Annotated in this window: 18 protein-coding genes and 1 riboswitch; of the genes, 1 reads left to right on the forward strand and 17 read right to left on the reverse strand. The window is 67.9% G+C overall.

Features of this window, described 5'->3' with window-relative positions; genetic code table 11:
• Positions 1–346 precede the first annotated feature (346 nt).
• Complete coding sequence (locus ACFV7R_RS10920; RefSeq protein WP_385262308.1) at positions 347–1,105, forward strand: GntR family transcriptional regulator; 759 nt, start codon at positions 347–349, stop codon at positions 1,103–1,105.
• A gap of 29 nt (positions 1,106–1,134) precedes the next feature.
• On the opposite strand, the gene ACFV7R_RS10925 is transcribed toward ACFV7R_RS10920, so the two are convergent.
• The 17 genes from ACFV7R_RS10925 to ACFV7R_RS11005 form a co-directional block, all read right to left on the reverse strand.
• Complete coding sequence (locus tag ACFV7R_RS10925) at positions 1,135–1,533, reverse strand: hypothetical protein (protein WP_385262311.1); 399 nt, start codon at positions 1,531–1,533, stop codon at positions 1,135–1,137.
• A 739-nt stretch (positions 1,534–2,272) separates the two neighbouring features.
• On the reverse strand, positions 2,273–2,950 hold the full coding sequence (locus tag ACFV7R_RS10930; protein ID WP_385262313.1) for a hypothetical protein: 678 nt from the start codon (positions 2,948–2,950) through the stop codon (positions 2,273–2,275).
• Between the two features lie 258 nt (positions 2,951–3,208).
• Entirely contained in the window at positions 3,209–3,880 is a 672-nt protein-coding gene (locus ACFV7R_RS10935; RefSeq protein WP_385262315.1) for a hypothetical protein, read from the reverse strand.
• Between the two features lie 32 nt (positions 3,881–3,912).
• Positions 3,913–6,180, reverse strand: a complete 2,268-nt coding sequence (locus ACFV7R_RS10940; RefSeq protein ID WP_385262317.1) for a hypothetical protein — start codon at positions 6,178–6,180, stop codon at positions 3,913–3,915.
• 23 nt (positions 6,181–6,203) lie between these two features.
• Positions 6,204–6,659 (reverse strand): hypothetical protein, encoded by a 456-nt coding sequence (locus ACFV7R_RS10945; RefSeq protein ID WP_385262319.1) that lies wholly within the window; start codon positions 6,657–6,659, stop codon positions 6,204–6,206.
• Between the two features lie 383 nt (positions 6,660–7,042).
• Entirely contained in the window at positions 7,043–7,825 is a 783-nt protein-coding gene (locus ACFV7R_RS10950) for a class I SAM-dependent methyltransferase (protein WP_385262322.1), read from the reverse strand.
• A gap of 101 nt (positions 7,826–7,926) precedes the next feature.
• On the reverse strand, positions 7,927–8,283 hold the full coding sequence (locus tag ACFV7R_RS10955) for a hypothetical protein (protein WP_385262324.1): 357 nt from the start codon (positions 8,281–8,283) through the stop codon (positions 7,927–7,929).
• 167 nt (positions 8,284–8,450) lie between these two features.
• The gene (locus ACFV7R_RS10960; protein ID WP_385262326.1) at positions 8,451–9,833 is read right to left on the reverse strand and encodes an NAD(P)/FAD-dependent oxidoreductase; all 1,383 of its coding nucleotides are present in this window, start codon (positions 9,831–9,833) and stop codon (positions 8,451–8,453) included.
• Positions 9,834–10,327: 494 nt separating this feature from the next.
• Positions 10,328–10,987 carry a hypothetical protein gene (locus ACFV7R_RS10965; RefSeq protein WP_385262329.1) on the reverse strand — a complete coding sequence of 220 codons (660 nt, stop codon included), beginning with the start codon at positions 10,985–10,987 and terminating at the stop codon, positions 10,328–10,330.
• A 16-nt stretch (positions 10,988–11,003) separates the two neighbouring features.
• Positions 11,004–11,945, reverse strand: a complete 942-nt coding sequence (locus ACFV7R_RS10970) for an exopolyphosphatase (RefSeq protein ID WP_385262331.1) — start codon at positions 11,943–11,945, stop codon at positions 11,004–11,006.
• Complete coding sequence (locus tag ACFV7R_RS10975; protein ID WP_385262334.1) at positions 11,942–12,475, reverse strand: DUF501 domain-containing protein; 534 nt, start codon at positions 12,473–12,475, stop codon at positions 11,942–11,944. Before ACFV7R_RS10975 ends, ACFV7R_RS10970 begins: the two co-directional genes overlap by 4 nt.
• A gap of 19 nt (positions 12,476–12,494) precedes the next feature.
• Positions 12,495–12,971 (reverse strand): septum formation initiator family protein, encoded by a 477-nt coding sequence (locus ACFV7R_RS10980; RefSeq protein ID WP_385262336.1) that lies wholly within the window; start codon positions 12,969–12,971, stop codon positions 12,495–12,497.
• 90 nt (positions 12,972–13,061) lie between these two features.
• Positions 13,062–14,342, reverse strand: coding sequence for a phosphopyruvate hydratase (gene eno / locus ACFV7R_RS10985; protein ID WP_385262338.1), 1,281 nt, complete (start codon positions 14,340–14,342; stop codon positions 13,062–13,064).
• A gap of 336 nt (positions 14,343–14,678) precedes the next feature.
• On the reverse strand, positions 14,679–15,374 hold the full coding sequence (locus ACFV7R_RS10990; protein WP_385262340.1) for a transglycosylase family protein: 696 nt from the start codon (positions 15,372–15,374) through the stop codon (positions 14,679–14,681).
• A gap of 4 nt (positions 15,375–15,378) precedes the next feature.
• Positions 15,379–15,547: riboswitch (cyclic di-AMP (ydaO/yuaA leader) on the reverse strand.
• Between the two features lie 182 nt (positions 15,548–15,729).
• Positions 15,730–16,719, reverse strand: coding sequence for a transglycosylase family protein (locus tag ACFV7R_RS10995; RefSeq protein WP_385262342.1), 990 nt, complete (start codon positions 16,717–16,719; stop codon positions 15,730–15,732).
• 196 nt (positions 16,720–16,915) lie between these two features.
• Positions 16,916–18,196: a cytochrome P450 gene (locus ACFV7R_RS11000; RefSeq protein WP_385262345.1), complete on the reverse strand. Its 1,281-nt coding sequence runs from the start codon at positions 18,194–18,196 to the stop codon at positions 16,916–16,918.
• Between the two features lie 126 nt (positions 18,197–18,322).
• Positions 18,323–19,378, reverse strand: coding sequence for a nucleoside triphosphate pyrophosphohydrolase (locus tag ACFV7R_RS11005; RefSeq protein ID WP_385262347.1), 1,056 nt, complete (start codon positions 19,376–19,378; stop codon positions 18,323–18,325).
• Positions 19,379–19,402 lie beyond the last annotated feature (24 nt).

Consider the following 19,402-nt stretch of genomic DNA (forward strand, 5'->3'; position numbering starts at 1 on the left):
CGCCCCAGACGACAGCGCCTTCCGCTGTCACGTCATGGCCGTATCGGTCGGCGTCGGCGAGAGCCGCCAGGAGCGCGCGGCGAGCGGCGTCAGTGACGCGTGCAGGAAGCGCGGCCCGGACACGAATCCGGTCAGCGAATTCCTCGGTGTGCGCCACGCGCCCTGTAAGAGCGGCGAGTTGGGCGGCCAGTGCGACCGCCCGCGCCTTCGCAGAGCACACGAGGAAGCCCCCTGTAGCGCCATGAACGCGGAGAGTATTTCTACTCCAGTAGCTTCTACCTGATGCAGTAACTTGTCAATGTCGCTGGAACACCCGTCGCACCCCGGAGGAATCGGAGAGCCGCCCATGCCCCGAGAGGCGCCGTACCTCGCAGTTGCCGACTCCTTGCGCGCCCGGATCCTTGCGGGAGAGTGGGACATCGGGGCACGCCTGCCCTCCCGGGCGCAGCTCGCCGAGGAGTACGGCGTCGGCCGCAACGTCACCCAGCGAGCCATGGACCGCCTGATCATCGAGGGGCTCCTCGAAGGACGTGCGGGATCAGGCACGTACGTCCGCAAACCGCGCGAACGGATGCGCATGGTCCGCTCACGGCACCGCGAGCGCCGAGGCGGGTCGCCCTTCCGCGCCGACATGAAAGAGCGCGGCAGGAAGGGGACTTGGGAATCGCACAGTCAAGCCCGTGTGCCCGCCCCGGATTCCATCGCGGAGCGGCTCGCCATCAACCCCGGGGACCTCTGCGTGACGACCCGCTATGAGTTCCTGGCCGACGGCCACCCCGTCCAGCTCTCCGAGTCCTGGGAACCGATGGCCATCACGGACGGAACACCGATCGTGCTGCCCGAAATGGGGCCCCTGGCCGGCGCAGGTGTCGTAGAGCGCATGCAGTCCATCGGCGTAGAGATCGAAACCGCGGTCGAAGTACCGCGCCCGGCAAGGGCAACGCAGACTCAGGCGAATCTGCTCGGGATCAGCGTGGGGGACTTGGTGCTGGAGATCGAGCGAACGTACTACGACACCAGCGGGCGGCCCGTGGAGACCGCGGACATCGTCGTGCCGGACGTTCGCTGGGAAGTGGCCTATGAGTTCGGGGTCGAGTGGTCATAGGCCATTGCCGGCCTTCTTGGGCCGCCGGGTCAGCCGACGTGGATCCAGGTGTAGACCGCGAGGCCCGCGGGCACCGGGGCCGCCAAGGCGCCCACGATCAGCGCACGACCCGCCAGTGCCATTCGGCGGATGCCGGGCGCGAAAGCCGCAGCGGTCAGTGCGGCGGCAGCGCCAACGACGATCAGAACGAACCGCAGCAGAACCCCTCCGACAGGTGCCCCTTCCGCCGCACCCCAGACCGCTGCCATCCCCACGAGAAGTGTCAGCCAGCCAAGCGATGCAAGCGTGACCGCCCACACCACGGCCGCCAGCAAAGCGACGACGTTCCGGCCCCGGCGGGATCGCCGCGGCTGCTGATACGGGCCGTACAGGGCCGCGTAAGCGCTGGGGTTCATCTGGCTCATCGTCAGTTTCTTCCGCTGAGGCATGCATGAATCCTCACGGCGGAGCCACCACAACGGCATGAGTACGATCGCTCATCTCGGTGGGCCCTCGTGCCCTGGATGTGGTGTCTCAGGACGTTGGCTCTACGCGATCGGCGAGAGGTGCAACGCAGACCGCAGAGACGAAATGCATGCTCCGGGCCCACGCGAACGCCGTTAAGGGATTGGGGCGATGGGAGGTGGTGGCGGAGGGGGAGGTGGGTAGGACGGCCGAGGCGGGATCCGGGGCCCGGGTGGGCCAGCCGGTGGAGGTGGCTGAGGTTCCAATGACCTCCGGGGGCGGGGTGCCGGTTGCCGCGGCGTGAGGGGTGGGGCCGGAGACGGCGGCGGGGGCGGAGGCGGCTCCACCTCCGGCAGCACCGGGTCGCCCGCCCGCAGCCGTTCGATGGTCTGCTCGGCCCGGCGGCGGGCGTCCGGGGCGTCGTCACGTTCGTAGAAGCAGGGGACATCCCCGCGGCGGAGAGTACCGGTGGAGAGCGGCCGGTAGCCGAGCGCGTGGGCGATCTCCACCATGCGGCGAGCCTTCTCGGCGTCGACGTAGCCGAACCGCAGGTGGACACGGCCACGGCCGTCGAAGTGCGCGACTATCTCCTCGTCCTTCACGGCTCCCCGCTCGTCTCAGTCGTCCTCATAGCAGGGCAGTCCCTCGGGAAAGTCGCGGAGCTGCGGCTAACGAATCGAGGCTAATTCGGGCTGCCCACATCGGAATAACACTGTCGTCGAGTCACTGCAAGCCAGCAGGCGGCTTCGCTGGGACCTTGGGTTCGTTCTGGCAGTCCAGGACGTCGGCCATGGCGCGTGCGGAGTGCAGGAGGTATTTCATGTGGTCGCGGACCGATGTGCCGCTGGTGAGGGTATCGGTCATGACGCCCGCCAGGGGGGTCTCCGTTTCCTGCCGCGGCGACGTGCCGGGGATCTTGCACTTCACGTAGACGCCGTACTGGACGACTCCCTTGGAGTCGTCCACCCGGTGCAGTTTCACGTCCGAATTGACCGGCGTGACGATCCCGTCCTCGGCGCTCTTCGTCTGGAAGTCGAAGGGAAGGGAAGAGGGGCCGAACTCCACCCTCAGTTCTTTCTTCTTTCCTGCGTCGAAAGCAGTCATCGTGCACAGTTCGGACGACCAGTGGAATCCGTCCGAGCCCCCGGACTCCATCTGCTTGTAGTGCTGCGCTCGTGCTTCCTTCAGGTCGACGCCACCCCGGTCCAACTCGCCGCCACCGGCCACGTCCGCATGGCTCTCGACCCACTCGATGCCCGAACCTCCCAGGGCCTCCTCGCAGCCGTCCGCCGCCGAAGTTGGAGTGTCGTCCTCCGCGGAGCAGGACGTCGCCGTTAGGACCAGAGCTGCCACGGCCAAGGTGAAGGCGGATACTCTCGTCAGTCGTCGTCCACCGGTCACTCACAGGTCTCCTTGCCGTGGCCGACGAGACGGCTGAGCAGTCGCTCGACGGGGCCTTGTCTCGTGCCCCATTGACAGTGTCACGCGCCCGCTTCCTGGACCCCAGGCGGCATCGTGAAGGTGGACGGAAGTCCAGCGTTCGACTCGCAGCCGAGCAGTTTCGAAACGGTGCAACTCGATTCGTAAATGATGCGGAGGTCGCCCTCCCGCGCCGCGCCCTCGAATTCGGACGTTTCATACCTGGTACGAAATCTTTGTTCAAATGCCAGCGGGCAACTCCTCCGGCACCGTGGGCTTGTTCTGGCAGTCGAAGGTCTGGGCAACCACGCGGGCAGAATGGAGCAGGTACTTCAGGTGGTTCTCGGCTGTGGTTTCACCCGTGAGGGTGTCGGTCATGGAACCCTCGATCGGCACGCCCGTCTCCTGTCCCGCGGGCGCACCGGGCACCCCACATTTCACGTAGACGGAGTAGCGGTCGGGGGAGCCTCGATCCTTCCAGATTACAAATTTCACGTCGGAGTTGACAGAAATCACGGACTTAGCGTCATAGATTCCTGTTTTCTTGCCGAATGGATAGTCGAAAGGAAAGATGGACGCACCGTAGCGGAATGACAAGTAATTCTTGTGAGGCTTCTGTTCCTTCACTACCACCCTACACACTTCGGACCCCGTGAAAACAGGCACCTTATTACTTTGGGAATCCCACGCCCTTGCATCCTCATAGTATTGGTCTTTGGCGCTTTTCAGGTCGCTGGTCTCGGCCAGGCCAGTTTCTCGTACACTACTGCGCTTGACCCATTTGACACCGGCCGCACCCAGCAACACTTCACAGGTTTCCCGTGTACTGTCAGCGGTCTTCTCCGGATCGGTGGACTCTTTCGCGTTACCGGAGCTGCATGCCGTCGACCCGAGCAACAATGTCACCAGCATGGGGACGGAAAACATCTTTGCCCTACGCATCCTCACCAGCCCCGAGCATCGTCAGTGTCGCTCTGATCCCCGCCCGCCGAGTACGCGGCCTGTGCCTTCAAGGTCAGTTCCCTCACCTGGTGCGGGGTCATGTGCTCGTCGTCCGCGTAGTTCAAGAGCGGTGTCATCGCGTTTTGTGCTCCCCGATCCTTCGCCTTCTGAATCGAATCGATGGCTTCCTGATCGTTGTTGTACTCGTTGTTCTGAAGCCAATCGATCGTCTGCGTTCCCATAACCGTCTGGCCGGCGCTGCCGAGCGTCTCGAAGCCAAGCGGTACAGCAACGGCAGCGGCAACCCCGGCGGGAACCACCACTCCCGAGGCCACGCCCACACCCACACCGATCGCGGCACCGGCCACGAACTTACGCCACTCCGCCTGCTTTTCGAGCGCCTTGTTCCGAGCGGTCTCGTCTTCGCCGTACTGATGGCCAATGGCCTCTGTACGGGCCTGATCCAGTAGGCCGTGCATCGACATGCTGTGCAGTCCCGCATCCAGTGCGTCGTCCCGGTTGTCGCCCTGAGCCGCCATGAGGCTCGATCCGTACACCTGCTGCGCCGTCGAGACGGTCTCGTAGGAATCCTCGTCAGATGCGAGCGCCCGCAGGAAATCGATCGTCTCCGGACCCCCGAAATCGCGGAGATGACTCCCGTCGGCGTTGAAGAGGCCTTTCCTGTCCCCGAGCTCTCCGCTTCCGCCCCAGTCGGCCATGGAGTAGTTGAAACTGTCGATGTGACCAGCCGCGATCTTCGCAAGGCTGTCCCGGATCCCGTCCTGCTTGTCGATCTCGTCGGCCGAGTTGTAGTTGCCCATGACCTTGGACACGAGGTCCAGACGGTCCTCGCGCGCCTGGATTTGGGCCTCGGTCTTCGTTGGCGGGATGTGGGGGTTCTGGTCGTCGTACGGATACCCCAGCGTGGCGGACTCGAGGGCGTGGCCGAGGTTGTTGTATCCGATGGGCTTTCCGTCGTCGTCCACCGGCCACTCGCGGGCATCCTTGCCGTGGCCCACGAGGTAGTCGAAGTTGCTGAGCTTGTCGTCGCCCTGGCCGGTCGAGCCGTTGAAGAAGTCGAGGGACGCCTCGGGGTTGTGGCCGAGGGCGTCCATGAAGCCGACGACGGGGTCGTTGAGGTTGCCGGTGGGCGGGTAGGTGAGCGTGGTGGTGTCTCGCCACGCGACCTTGGGGTCGCCCGGGTACTCGCGCTCGTACTTCAGCATCGCCGTGCCGTAGTCGTGGAGGAAGTCGTCGTCGAACTTCCCCTTGCCCATCAGGCTGCTCATCACCTGGAAGCCGTTCGGGCCCATGGGCATGGCAGGGTCGACGGGGAACGGCTTGCCACCGGCCGCGATCACGTCCTTCTTCCACGCCTCCATCGCCGGGCTGTCGCTGTGGGAGGCATTTGCGAGCGACATGCTCAGGTTGTCCTGCACCTGAGCCAGGAGCTTGGCCTTGTCGCCCTCGACCGCACCGCCGGGCGGAGAGGCGAGATCGCGCCAGAACTGGAGAGTGCCGTCCCCTCCCAACCCGGTGGCGAAGGCCTCGGTGAAGCCGGGGTTGTCGCGTTGGTTCTCGAGGGCCTCGTTGAAGCGCGCCAGTTTCTCCTTGCTCCACTCGTCGACGTTCCCCTTGCCGATCTCCTTCCGCCAATACTCAGCGTCCGCCTTGCCCTGCTCGCGGTCGGCATCCTTCAGGCTGTCGGGACCTTGGTCAGTGAAGTCGTATTTGTTCTTGGCCAATTGGCGCAGAGCCCGGGCCGCGATGCGGTCGGTCTCGGTCGCCTCCCAAAGGATCTTGGTGATCCTGCTCTGGGCGGCGTCCAGTTCCGCGGCCGTCGGCTTGTGGATGTCGGCGCCCCCAGCCGCCGCACCGGAGGGGACGGAGGCGGCGACCTTTCCGTTTCCGTTGACGTAGATATTGTTCTTCGCCAGCTCGTCGATGGCGGTGCGCAGGTCTTCCTTGTGCTGCTTGAAGGCGCTGTGCGCGTCGCGCAGCACTGCCAGGACGCTCTTGGCGGCGGCGGCCGCGTCCGCGAACTGCGCCGCGGTCTTCGTGACGAACTCCCGCGAAACCGTGGCGTTGACGCCCTTCCAGTCCGCGGCGTTGGCCTTCTTCTCCAGATCGGCCGCGCTGAGCTCGCCGTCGCTGCCGGTGGCGAGCCGCTCCAGCCTGCCCACCATGGTCTTCCAGTCGGAAACCGCGGTGTTCAGCGTGCCCAGGCGCAGATCCGTAAGTTCCTGCGCGGTCAGCGTGTCCGCCGCCATGTTGTTGTCAGCCCCCGTTGCCGCTACTTGAAGTACTCGTTGATACGCGAGGTTGTCATCAGGTCGCCTGCGGCGTTCCTCATGCCGGTCTGGATGTGCACGTCGTCCTTCGCGTGCTGGGCACGACTGAAGTCCAGATGGTTGGAGATATGGGCGCATGCCTCCTTCAGCGTCTGCTGCTGAGTGTTCCACGCGTCGTGCAGCTCGGTGAGCGCGGAGCCCATGTCGAGGCCATCGTTGAAGAGGTCGACGGACGCCGTGAAGGTACTCGGGCGCGCGAAGTCCGCGTCCACCCGGAACCTCTCGCGCAGGTCGTACGCCATATTGCCGAGCTTGCCCAACTCGTCGTCGTGAACGACGAGATCCGAGCCCCCGCCACTGCCACCGCCCCCATCAGCCGGCAGCTGATTCAGCTGCATCCGCGCCGACTGTCTCTGCACGGCATCGGCCTTGAGCTGCTCCCACTCTTCCCACGCCATCCGGCGTGCCCCCTCCCCGTACGCGAATGCAATCGCTCAAACATGCCGCGCTTACCCCGTATGCCTTCGAACATTCCTAGCATGACGCTGTATGACTGGAGTCACACAGAGCACGGCGCCACGCCTTCACGTCGCCGTTCTGAGGAAAACGGTGCTCAGGCAGAACCCGGTCCTCTACTGGGCGGCGGTGTGCCGCTCCCAAGGGTGTACGGAGGAGGCGGCGCGAACCCTCCTGCGGTAGAGGGGAGTTGACCGGGGGCGTGCACGGATGTGGAGGGTTCGCTGTGGGTGTCCGGCGCCTGCGGATGAAGACGGTCAGTGCGAACGCCGCCGCGAGTTCAGGATCGCGATGCCCCTGACAGGGGCGGCCTCGGCCCAGACGTTCAGTGCTGCGCCCAACCGCGATGCCCTGACCGCGCCTTCCTCGCTCGGAGTCGGAAGTGCAGGTCGGTGGCGTTGGCGGGGGCGGGCTTGCCGTGCGGATCGGTGACCGCAGTCACGGCCAGGCCGGCGGTCGTGGCCAGCTCTTCGAACTCATCGCGGGTGTACCAGTGCAAGACCCACGGGCGCTCCACAACGCTGCTGTCTGAGCCGTGGTGGCGTTCGTAGCGCAGAAGTGTCGTCTGTGTCCGAGCAGTCTCGTCGCGTTGCTCGGCGACGACGGATACCCGAAGCTCGGCGCCGTCGGGTGCGGTGGCCGTGCGTACCTGGCCGATCTGTTCGGCCGGGGTCGGTGCGGGAGTGAACAGGGGTACCAGGGCCGTGCCGTCCTCGGCCAGGTGAGCGCGGATGCCGTGCAGGGCGGCCAGCGCGGTGGCGTTGTCGGGGAGCAGGGTGAAGGTCGGCCCGGCGAGGAAGATCGCCCGGTAGCGGCGGGGCAGGTTCAGGGCCTCCATCCGCTGGTGAAACACGGTGGCGGGGATCCCTTGCTCGTCCGCTCGGCGCTGGAGGCGTTGCAGCATGTCCACGGAGGAGTCGACGCCCTCGACCTCCAGGCCGCGTCGGCACAGCTCCAGCAGAGGATCACCGTCCCCGCATCCCAGCTCCAAGGCAGGCACGCCGGCTTGCTGAATGAAGGCTGCATAGGGCTCGGGGTCCTGGGAGAAGGACTTCAGCGGCCCGTAGAGCTCTGCGACGATGCCGGTGTAGAAGTCAGCGGGGTCCACGCCAGTCACCCTATGCAAGCTCATCCCGTGCGTTCACTTGAATATCGGGACGGGACCGGGTCACTATGCCGCCTTCGCCCGATGCCCACGTGATGCACGTTTCAGTTCGGCCCGTCGATCAGCCCCAGGAAGAAGACAACGGCGACCAACACGGTGCAGGGCGCCAGGGCCGCGAAGGCGCCGCGGCGGATTGTGTTCTGCTCGTTCCATGGCAGGCACCAACTGACCAGCAGCAGGACGATGGAGACCGCGAGGCCGATCTGGAGGGCCGTGAAGGCAGTGTTGAAGCTCTGGTCGAAACGCTCGGCCTCCACCCCGTTGCAGGCGTCGCAGGCCATGGGAGTAAGCCCGCCGAAGAAGAGGGCCAGGAGGCTGGCCGGGAGCGTGATCACGGTCGAGATCAACGGCGCGATCCACGCGCGCGGCACGGCAGCGTTCGGTCTGTTGTTGTCCACCATGCGCTCCACCCAACCGGGAGGGCTGGACCGGCACATGGGCGCTTTTACTCAATCGCCGTAGGCGGTATGTCCGGCTCAGGCCGGCGACTTGACCGGGTGAACCCCGAAGGGACCGCCCGCACCACGGATGGCAGGCGGCCCCTTCGGGGTGTTCAAGTGACCGGAGGTCAGGAGGCCTTGGCCTTCTCCTCCGTCTTGGTCGCGGCAGCGACGGGCGCCGGCTTGGCCGCCTCGTAGAACTCCTCGCGCGGGGACTCCAGCGCGCCGAGGGCGACGACCTCGCGCTTGAGGAACATGCCCAGCGTCCAGTCGGCGAAGACCCGGATCTTGCGGTTCCAGGTCGGCATGGCCATACCGTGGTAGCCACGGTGCATGTACCACGCCAGGCGGCCACGCAGCTTGATCTTCATCTTGCCCATGACGATCATCGCCACGCCCTTGTGGAGGCCGAGCCCGGCCACCGCGCCCTTGTTGGCGTGCGAGTACTCCTTCTGCGGGAAGCCCCGCATGCCGGAGACCACGTTGTCGCCGAGGACCTTGGCCTGGCGGAGGGCGTGCTGGGCGTTCGGCGGGCACCAGGCGTTCTCCACGCCGGCCTTGCGGGCGGCGATGTCCGGCACCTGGGCGTTGTCGCCCGCGGCCCAGATGTAGTCGGTGCCCTGGACCTGGAGGGTCGCCGCCGTGTCGACGTGGCCTCGCGGGCCGAGGGGGAGGCCGTAGCGGGCCAGGACCGGGTTGGGCTTGACGCCCGCGGTCCACACGATGGTGTTGGAGTCGACCTCGAGGCCGTTCTTCAGCACCACGTGGCCGTCGACGCAGGAGTCCATGGAGGTGGACAGGTAGATCTCGACGCCGCGGCTCTCCAGGTGCTCCTTGCCGTACTGGCCGAGCTTGGGGCCGACCTCGGGGAGGATCTTGTCGGCGGCGTCGACGAGGATGAAGCGCATGTCCTCGCGAGACACGTTGTTGTAGTACTTCGCCGCGTCGCGGGCCAGGTCCTCGACCTCGCCGATGGTCTCCGCACCCGCGAAGCCACCGCCGATGAAGACGAAGGTGAGCGCCTTGCGGCGGATCTCCTCGTCAGTGGTGGAGTCGGCCTTGTCGAGCTGCTCGAGGACGTGGTTGCGCAGACCGATGGCCTCCTCGATGCCCTTCATGCCGATGCCCTGCTCGGCGAGGCCGGGGATCGGGAAGGTGCGGGAGACCGCGCCGAGCGCGACGACGAGGTAGTCGAAGGGGAGCTCGTACGCTTCACCGACCAGCGGGGAGATCGTGGCGACCTTGCGGTCCTGGTCGATGGTGGTGACCCGGCCGGTGAGCACCTCCGCCTTGGGGAGCACGCGTCGCAGCGGGACGACGACGTGTCGCGGGGAGATGTTGCCGGCGGCGGTTTCGGGAAGGAAGGGCTGGTAGGTCATGTACGACCGGGGGTCGACGACCGTGACGGTCGCCTCGCCGTAGCGCATCTTCTTGAGAATGCGCCGAGCTGCGTACAGGCCTACGTACCCACCGCCTACTACGAGGATCCTGGGACGCTCCGTGGTGCTCATGCCATCGAGTATCCACCTGCCTCAGGGGGGTAGTTCGTGCGCCCCTTCACAAGCTCTTGCAGGCCCTGTGTTACACTCCCCGGCCCGCGTGACGCAGGTCATGGTCACGCCCGGAACCGAGGGGCGGTACGACCCGTTGTCAATGCCGCGTGAGCTGCCTCTCTGGGTCGCCGACCCCCGTGTGAGCCGGTCGAAACACGCTTCCGCGAGAGCCTTCCAGTACACCCCTGCAGCAGCCTTCTGAACGCGTTCAAGGGCTGCTCGGCCCCCGGAAGGGCCAACCGGGCCCTTTCCACCCTCCGACAGGGCCGAATTCCTTGTGAAGAACTTCACGAAGTTTTCCGACAGGGCGTCGCGGAGGGCCCCACGGAGGCCCTTCGGATGAGCTCATACGCTAGCCGACCCGCTCAACTGATGGCTACTGACCAGTAGTAAACGAGACCCGGACCACCCAGCCCGAGCGACCTGCGCCACCGACCATGCGCCGCCAGGCCTCAGTGCGCTTCAAGGAGGTGGGTGGAGGCGGCCCGCAGGACTTCGCGCAGGATCGGCGGCGTGGCCCAGGGCACCACGGAGCGGAGGCCGGCGGCGGAGCGGGCGTCCTTGTCGAGCAGCAGAGCCGCGTGCAGCTCCGCGATCAGGGGCGGGAGCAGGTGCGCGCAACCGTCCGGGTGCTCGCCGGTCGCGCCGGCGAGCACCCCTTCTTCGAAGTTCTCATGTTCTTCCGACTCCACCCACCATGAGAAGTCCCGCAGGCGGGCGTATCGCAGCTCCGCCTCCCAGGAAGACATCGGGAGTTCCTCGAAGCGGGCGATCCCTTCTCGCTTCGAGGTGCGAAGCGACGAGGCCGTGTGGGTCAGGAACTCCAGCCGGTCCTGATCCCCGGCGGCCGCATCCAGCCTCGTGAGGAAGCCTGGCGGCAGATCCTGGTCCGGGGATGTCTTCAGCTCCTCGGCGATGAGGTCGAGGAGGGCTGCCAGCGTGGCGCTCGGCATGGCCCACCTCGCTGTGGCGCAGCTGTCCAGTGTTCGGTTGATGCGTGCGATCTCGTCGGCGAACGGTGCCGTCCCGCCTCGTTCGCGTGCCGAGGCGAGGATGTCGACGAGCCTCGCCACCATCCCGTTGTTGAAGACGGCGCCGGTATAGGAAGTCACGGTCGGCCGCTGCAGTTCACGCGACGGACCACGCGATGCCGTCGAGGATGTCGTGCTCGCTCACGACGACCTCCTCCGCGCCGGTCCGTTCCATGATCGACAGCAGGACGAGAGCCCCCGCCGCGATGACGTCCACCCGCCCCGGATGCATGGACGGGACGGCCGCGCGTTCGGCGTGGGTGGAGTGCAGCAGCCAGTCGGTGATCTCGCGGACCCTGTCGTGGGAGACACGGGAGTGGTGGATGCGGGCCGAGTCGTACTCGGGCAGGTTCTGCGCGATCGCCGACACCGTCGTCACCGAGCCGGCCAGGCCGACCAGCGTGTGCGCCTCGCGCAGCGGCACCGTCTCCTCGGCGAGGTCGAGGGCCGCCTCGATGTCCGCCCGCATCGCGGCGATCTGCTCCTCGGTCGGCGGGTCGGAGACCACGCCGTCGCGGACCAGGTGCCGTTCGGTCATCCGCACACAGCCGACGTCGACCGAGCGCGCCGCGCGGACGTGGTCCTCGCCGACGACGAACTCGGTCGAGCCGCCGCCGATGTCCACGACGAGGTAGGGCTTGGGGAGATGGTCGTGTTCCGCCAGCTCCCTGGTCGCGCCGGTGAAGGAGAACTCGGCCTCCTGGTCGCCGGTGATGACCTCAGGTTCGACGCCCAGAATGTCCATGACCCCGCGCACGAAGTCGTCCCGGTTCTCGGCGTCCCGGGAGGCGGAGGTGGCGACGAAGCGGAGCCGCTCGGCGCCGTGCTCCTTGATGATCGCGGCGTACTCGCGGCAGGCCGCGAAGGTCCGCTCCAGGGCCTCGGGGGCCAGGCGGCCGGTGCGGTCGACGCCCTGGCCGAGCCGCACGATCGTCATACGGCGGTCCAGGTCGACGAGTTCGCCGGTGGCCGGGTCTGCGTCGGCGACCAACAGCCGGATGGAGTTCGTGCCGCAGTCGACGGCGGCCACTCGGGTCACTGGTCGTTCTCCTCGTTCGGTACGGTCACGCAGGCGCCCTTGCGCCACCACTCCGGCAGCATGGCGAGGGCCTCGTCGCCGAGGGGGTTCACGCCGGGTCCGGCGGCCAGCGAGTGGGCGACCAGGACGTGCAGGCACTTCACCCGGTCCGGCATGCCGCCGGCGCTCGGGAAGCCCTTCAGCTCCTCGATCTCGTCCCGGCGCCGGATGTAGTCCTCGTGCGCGGCGCGGTAGGCGGCGGCGAGCTCGGGGTCGGTCTCCAGGCGGGCCGTCATCTCCTTCATCACGCCGTTCGCCTCCAGGGTGCCGATCGCCGAGGACGCCTTGGGGCAGGTCAGGTAGTACAGCGTCGGGAAGGGCGTGCCGTCGGGCAGCCGCGGGGCGGTCTCCACGACGTCCGGCTGCCCGCACGGGCACCGGTGCGCGATGGCGCGCAACCCGCGCGGCGGCCGGCCGAGCTGCTGCTTGAAGGCCTCGACGTCCGCGTCGGTGGGCTCGGTGCGCGGGGTGGGCGGCGGGGGGGTCTCCATGACGTTCTTTCTCTTGTGTTCACTGGTCGGAGGCGTCGGACTTGTCGACGCCGTCCCAGACGTTCGCGTACCAGGGGCGGTCGGCCGCCCCGGAGTCGGCGTGCGACTGCTCGGCCGCGTCCGGGTCGATCACGACGTAACCGGTCTCCCCCGGCATCACATAGTGCAGTCGCTGCCGGATCTGCTGCTCCGCGTACGCGTCGTCCTGCCAGCGTGCCTTGAGGTCGCGCAGTTCCTCGACCCGCTGCCGGGCCTGTTCCTGCTGCCGCTGGAGGTCGGCGATCTCGGCGCGCTGGGCGACGTACTGCCTTATCGGATAGGCGAGGGCGACCACCAGCGAGCAGACGACGAGCGCGAGCAGTGCGGCGCGGCCGGTCAGCCGGGAGCGGCGGGCCTGGCGCCGGGTCTGGGAGCGGTAGACGCGGGCGGCCGTCTGCTCGCCGAGCAGCCGGATCCTGGTCGTGGTGGAGAAACGGTCCCGGTCCTTGGCGGCCATCTCCCACTCCCGTCACACGCGCGTACGTCCCCGCACACGGTACGGGACCGAGTACGGGGACGTACGTACGACGCTTCCTACGAGGCTCGCTCAGCCCTTGAAGCGGGGGAACGCCGAGCGGCCGGCGTACACCGCGGCGTCGTCGAGGATCTCCTCGATGCGCAGCAGCTGGTTGTACTTGGCGACGCGCTCGGAGCGGGCCGGGGCGCCGGTCTTGATCTGACCGCAGTTGGTGGCGACGGCCAGGTCGGCGATGGTGACGTCCTCGGTCTCGCCGGAGCGGTGGGACATCATGCACTTGAAGCCGTTGCGCTGGGCCATCTCGACGGCGTCCAGGGTCTCGGTCAGCGAGCCGATCTGGTTGACCTTGACCAGCAGGGCGTTGGCGGCGCCCTCCTCGATGCCCCTGGCCAGGCGCTCGGGGTTGGTGACGAACAGGTCGTCGCCGACGAGCTGGACCTTGTCACCGAGCTTGGCGGTGATGGTCTTCCAGCCCTCCCAGTCGTCCTCGAACAGCGGGTCCTCGATGGAGACCAGCGGGTAGGCGTCGACCAGCTCGGCGTAGTACTCGGTCATCTCGGCGGCCGAGCGCGCCTTGCCCTCGAAGAGGTAGGAGCCGTCCTTGTAGAACTCGGACGCGGCGACGTCGAGCGCAAGGGCGATCTGCTCGCCGGGGGTGTAGCCGGCCTCCTTGATCGCCTCGAGGATGAGGTCGAGGGCCTCGCGGTTGGAGCCGAGGTTGGGGGCGAAGCCGCCCTCGTCGCCGAGGCCGGTGGCCAGGCCCTTGCTCTTCAGGACCTTCTTGAGGGTGTGGTAGACCTCGGTGCCCCAGCGCAGGGCCTCGGAGAAGGACTCCGCGCCGATCGGGGCGATCATGAACTCCTGGATGTCCACGTTGGAGTCGGCGTGCGAGCCGCCGTTCAGGATGTTCATCATCGGCACCGGCAGCAGGTGCGCGTTCGGGCCGCCCAGGTAGCGGAAGAGCGGCAGGTCGCTGGCCTCGGAGGCGGCGTGCGCGACGGCGAGCGAGACGCCGAGGATGGCGTTGGCGCCGAGGGAGCCCTTGTTGTCGGTGGCGTCCAGGTCGAACATCGCCTGGTCGATCAGGCGCTGCTCGGTGGCGTCGTAGCCGACCAGCTCAGGGCCGATCTGCTCGATGACGGCCAGGACGGCCTTCTCGACGCCCTTGCCCTGGTAGCGGTTGGGGTCGCCGTCGCGGAGCTCGATGGCCTCGAAGGCGCCCGTGGAGGCGCCGGACGGAACGGCGGCACGACCCGTGCTGCCGTCGTCGAGGCCGACCTCGACCTCGACCGTGGGGTTGCCTCGGGAGTCCAGGATTTCCCGGGCTACGACGACGTCGATGGACGGCACGAGCATCTCCTTCGTGGATGTGACGCGGTTTAGCAGGACCGCAGCGGCTCTGCGAGACGAGCCTAACCGGCTCCGTGGGATCGGCCAGCCGGTCGCCCGCCCCGTGGACGGAACCGATCGTAAATTGTTTCCGAATGGAACAAAGACGGTTCCTCAAGAATGAGGGCCCGAGCGAAGAACGAGGGCACGAGCGGTGACACAAAAGCCCCGCCCCGGCGCGTACGGGGGAACACGCGCCGGGGCGGGGGCCCGCGGGGACGGGGGGACCCTCACGGGGGTCTGCGAAGCCCGGATCGCTTCAGGTCAGGTGAAGCTGCCGACCCGGGTGGACCCGGATTACTTCAGGTGCAGCTGCTGACCGGGGTAGATGAGGTCGGCGTCCTCGACGATGTCCTTGTTCAGCTGGAACAGCTTCTCCCAGCCGCCCTCGACATCGTGCTTCTCGGCGATGGTGCTGAGCGTGTCGCCGGTGACGACCTTGTACTCGCCGTCACCCTTCGCGACCTTCTCACCGGTCGGGGCGGTGACGGTCTTCTGCGCCGGGCGCTCCTGCGAACGGGAGGCCGGCTGCTGCTCGGTCGAGCGGGTGGTGGTCTCGGTGCTGCTCTGCGAGGAGCCCTCCGAGGAGGAGTCGCTCGCGCCACCGCCGGTGTACGTGGCGTTCGACAGGCCCGTGCCGCAGTGCGGCCAGGCACCCTTGCCCTGACCCGCGAGCACCTTCTCGGCGATCTGGATCTGCTGCGCCTTGGTGGCCTGGTCGGCCGTGGCGGCGTACTGCGTGCCGCCGTACGCGGCCCAGGTGGAGGCGGAGAACTGCAGACCGCCGTAGTAGCCGTTGCCGGTGTTGATGGACCAGTTGCCGCCCGACTCGCACTGGGCGACGGCGTCCCACTCGGAGGCGGTGGCGGCGGAGGCGCTGCCGGCCGCCATCAGCGGGGCGGCGACGGCGGCGGCGCCGGTGACGCCGACGACGGCTATGGCGCGAGCGGCCTTGGACGGACGACGGTGCTTGCCCTTGCTGGAAAACAGCATGGAGAGATCCCCTCACCGACGCCTGCGAGGTGAGCTGTCGGGTTCGGGCCGGTTGAGTTGCCCGGCCACGCCCCTGTGGGGAGGCGTGACTTCACCCCAAGCCGTACCGGCTCAACTGTCCGGTGCGGCGCTTACCTTGGGTCCCCCGCTCCTGCCTACGGCGCTTGACGCGACGACTGTTCCCGAACGGCCGCTGGCAGGATTCGGCGTTGCGGCAGCCGGGGCTCGCGTTGGCGAGCGGTCATGACCGTAGACACGCGATTGGCGGAATTTCAAAGAGGATCAGGGCCTCTGAGACTCATCCCACACTTTCACCAAACCGGACATTAGGCGCGAAGTGTGACGTGAACTCCCGCTACTTTTCGCCCGGTTCGACCCCGACATCCAGCGTCTGACCGGGGATGATGTGGTTGGGGTCGGCGCCGACGGTCTCCTCGTTGTCCGCATAGAGCACGGGCCACCCCCCTTGGACGCCAAGGGAGTCGGCGATGCCCCAGAGGCTGTCCCCCTCGCGCACGGTGTACGACCCGTCGGCGGCATCGCGGGCGGAGGCGCTGTCGCGCGAGGCGTGACGGCCCGAGGAATCGGCCGTACGAGCGTCGGCGGCGTCCTCGTCGGCGCTGTCGCCGCGATGCCTGCCCGTCCCGGTGTCGATCAGACCGGAATCACCTTCACTCTGCCCAGAGTTGTCCGATTCCGTGCCCTTCGGGGTGACTGTGGGCGAGCTGTCGGATTCCTGAGAGTTGCCCGAGGTGGAGTCGGTGGGCGTCGGGCTCGCGGAACCGTCCGTCGCATTCGATGACGAGTCAGACGACGGGGACGGCGCGGTGGATTCAGGCGAAGATCCTGCCGAATCAGACGAACCGGACGAGCTGGAGGAACCGGACAAGCCGAGCGAGTTACGCAGGCTCTCGGAAGTGTCCGACGAGGTGTCACCGGCCACACCCGTGTCCACATCGGCCGACCCCTTGTCGGCGTTGAGACCGGAGGTGAGCCCGCAGGTGCCCCACGCGCCCACGCCCTGGTCCGCGAGCACCTTCTCGGCGACGGCTATCTGCTGCGAACGACTGGCCTGGTCGGCGCTGGCCGCGTACGCGAGGCCGCCGTACCGCTCCCAGTCCTCCTGGGACAACTGCAGCCCTCCGTAGTACCCGTCGCCCGCGTTGGCGCTCCAGGAGCCGCCGCTCTCGCACTCCGCCACCCGGTCCCACGTCGTGCCGCTGGCCGCGCTCGCGCCGGTGGCGCCGAGGAGTGGGATGGCGATGGCGGACCCGGTCACGCCGGCCGCGACCACGAGGGCCGGAACCTGGCGGGGGCGACGGTGACGACCGTTCCCGGAGAGCATGCGGGGACCTTTCACGAGACAGCAGTGACCGGCGCGGCGACTGGTGTTCGACGTCGCGCTGATGGGTGAACGTATCGGCAGTCGATCACTTGTCACAAGTTAATGCCGCGCAGATCACGTGAAGATCACAGAGTTGAGGTCGTGTCACGTTTTCGGTGCCGGAGTGGAGGGTTCCGGTCGAATCCGGGGAGTTGCCTTACGAAATGGGCGTGAACTCCACGGGCAGCGTGCGCAGTCCGCGCATGATGAGGCCGCCGCGCCAGCGCAACTCGCTCGGGTCCACGGCCAGTCGGAGGTCCGGGAGGCGGGTGAGGAGGGTCGCGAGCGCGGTCTGCCCCTCCAGACGGGCGAGCGGGGCGCCGAGGCAGTAGTGGATGCCGTGCCCGTAGCCGAGGTGCTGGTTGTCACGGCGGGCGAGGTCGAGGGTGTCCGGATCGGCGAACCGCTGCGGATCCCGGTCCGCGGCGGCGAGTACGACGAGCACGGGGTCGCCGGGCGCGATGTCCTGCCCTCCGACGGTGAGCGGCTGGGTGGCGAACCGCCAGGTGGCCAGCTCCACCGGGCCGTCGTAGCGCAGGAGTTCCTCGACCCCGGTTTCCAGGAGGCCACGGTCGCCGGTGGCGAGGGCCTGCTGGAGGCGGGTGCGCTGTTCGGGGTGGGTGAGCAGGGCGTAGGTGCCGTTGCCGATCAGGTTGACGGTGGTCTCGAACCCGGCGAACAGCAGGATGAACGCCATCGCCGCGGCCTCGTTCTCGGTGAGGTGCTCGCCGTGGTCGGAGGCGCGGATGAGGCCGGAGATGAGGTCCTCGCCCGGGACCGGTTCGGAGGAGAGCGACTCTCGCTTGCGGTGGATGAGGTCGGCAAGATAGCCGCGCATCTTCTTCACCGACCGCGCGACCCCGCCCCGCGGCCCTCCCCCGTGCCGGATCATCATGCCCGCCCAGTCCCGGAAGTCGTCCTGGTCCTCGCGGGGGACGCCGAGCAGGTCGCAGATGGCGTAGATGGGGAGCGGGAAGGCGAACTCGTGGATGAGGTCGGCGGAGCCGGTGCGGGCGAACCGGTCGAGGAGGTCGTCGGTGAGCTCCTGCACCCGGGGCGCGAACTCGGCGACGCGGCGGGGCGTGAAGGCCTTGGAGACGAGCCGGCGGAGGCGGGTGTGGTCCGGCGGGTCGATGTTGAGCAGATGCGTCATCAGCTCCGCCTTGCGCTCACCGGGGATGCCCGTCTTGCCCTTGGCGTGCGCGGGCTCGTCGTGGTGGGCGGGGTTCTTGCTGAGCCGCTGGTCGGCGAGGGCCTGCTTGGCGTCGGCGTAACGGGTGACCAGCCAGGCCTCCACACCGCTGGGGAGCCGTGTCCGGTGGACGGGGGCGTGCTCACGGAGCCAGGCGTAGGCCGGGTAGGGGTTGGTGGCGAACTCCCACGTGAAGAGCTCGGGGGCGTCCTGGTGGGGGCTCGGGCGGTGGGGCTGGCTGGTCACCCGTTGACGGTATCCGGAGGCGGAGGGGCGGGTGACATCGGTCGTCGGTCGGCATCGGTCGCCGGTCGCCGGTCGCCGGGTGACATCGGTCGCCGGGTGACATCGGTCGCTGGTCGGCGAGTGACGTCAGTCGCCGGTCCCGGCTGTGTCTGAATCCATCCGCTGTCCCCGGCTCTCGGTCTCCTGTCCCCGGCTCTCGGTCTCCCTGATCGCATCCCGGTAGGCCCGCGCCGCCGCCCGTAGCGCCGCTTCCGGGTCGACGCCCTCCGCCTCGGCCCGTATCGCCAGCGCCAGCAGCTCGTATCCGACGCCCTCGGTCTTCGGCAGGGGCACCTCCAGGCCCGCCGTACGCACCCGGGACGCCAGCTTCGCCGCGAGGGCCAGGCCCGGCTGGTGCAGGGGGATGCCCTCCGTCACCGACGTACGCCGCTTCTCCTGTGCCTTCGTGCGCAGCCAGTGCTCCTTGACCTCCTCGGGGGTGGAGGCCGTCTCGTCCCCGAAGACATGCGGATGGCGGTGGATGAGCTTGGCGACGATGCCGGCCGCCACGTCGTCGATCGAGAAGGGCGCGTCCGGGTCCTCCTCGGCTATCCGGGCGTGGAAGACGACCTGGAGGAGGACGTCACCGAGTTCCTCGCGCAGTTCCTCGCGGTCGCCGTCCTCGATCGCCTCGACGAGTTCGTACGCCTCCTCGATGCCGTACTTCGCCAGGCCCTGGTGGGTCTGGCGGGACGACCACGGGCATTCGGCGCGGATACGGTCCATGACCTGCACGAGGTCGAGGAGGCGGGCGCCCGGCAGGTCGTAGGAGGCGGGGAGCAGCTCCAGCTCCGGCATCTGCACACGTCCGGTGCCGGCGAGGCGGGCCAGGCCGTCGGTCAGCGCGGGCTCGCCCTCACCCGCGGCGACGACCACCACGGTGTGCCCGTCGGCGCACACGTCGACCAGTTCCTCGGCGGTCGGGGATTCCTCGTCCACGGCTATCCCCGCCTCCCGCAGATACGGCAGCTGCGGGTGTGCCCCGTCCGCGCAGAGCACCCGGTCGGCGGTGCGCAACGCCTGCCACGCCGGCCAGGAGAGCAGGCCGGGCGCGACACGGTGACTGGTGGTGAGCAGGACGATCCGGCCGGGGGCGAGGTCGGGGCTCGCGTCCGGGGCGCCTTCGAAGCTGGTTGCGTTCACGATCCGAACGTAACCCACGTCGCC

Source organism: Streptomyces sp. NPDC059866, assembly GCF_042731325.1.
Taxonomy (GTDB): Bacteria; Actinomycetota; Actinomycetes; order Streptomycetales; family Streptomycetaceae; genus Streptomyces; species Streptomyces flavusporus.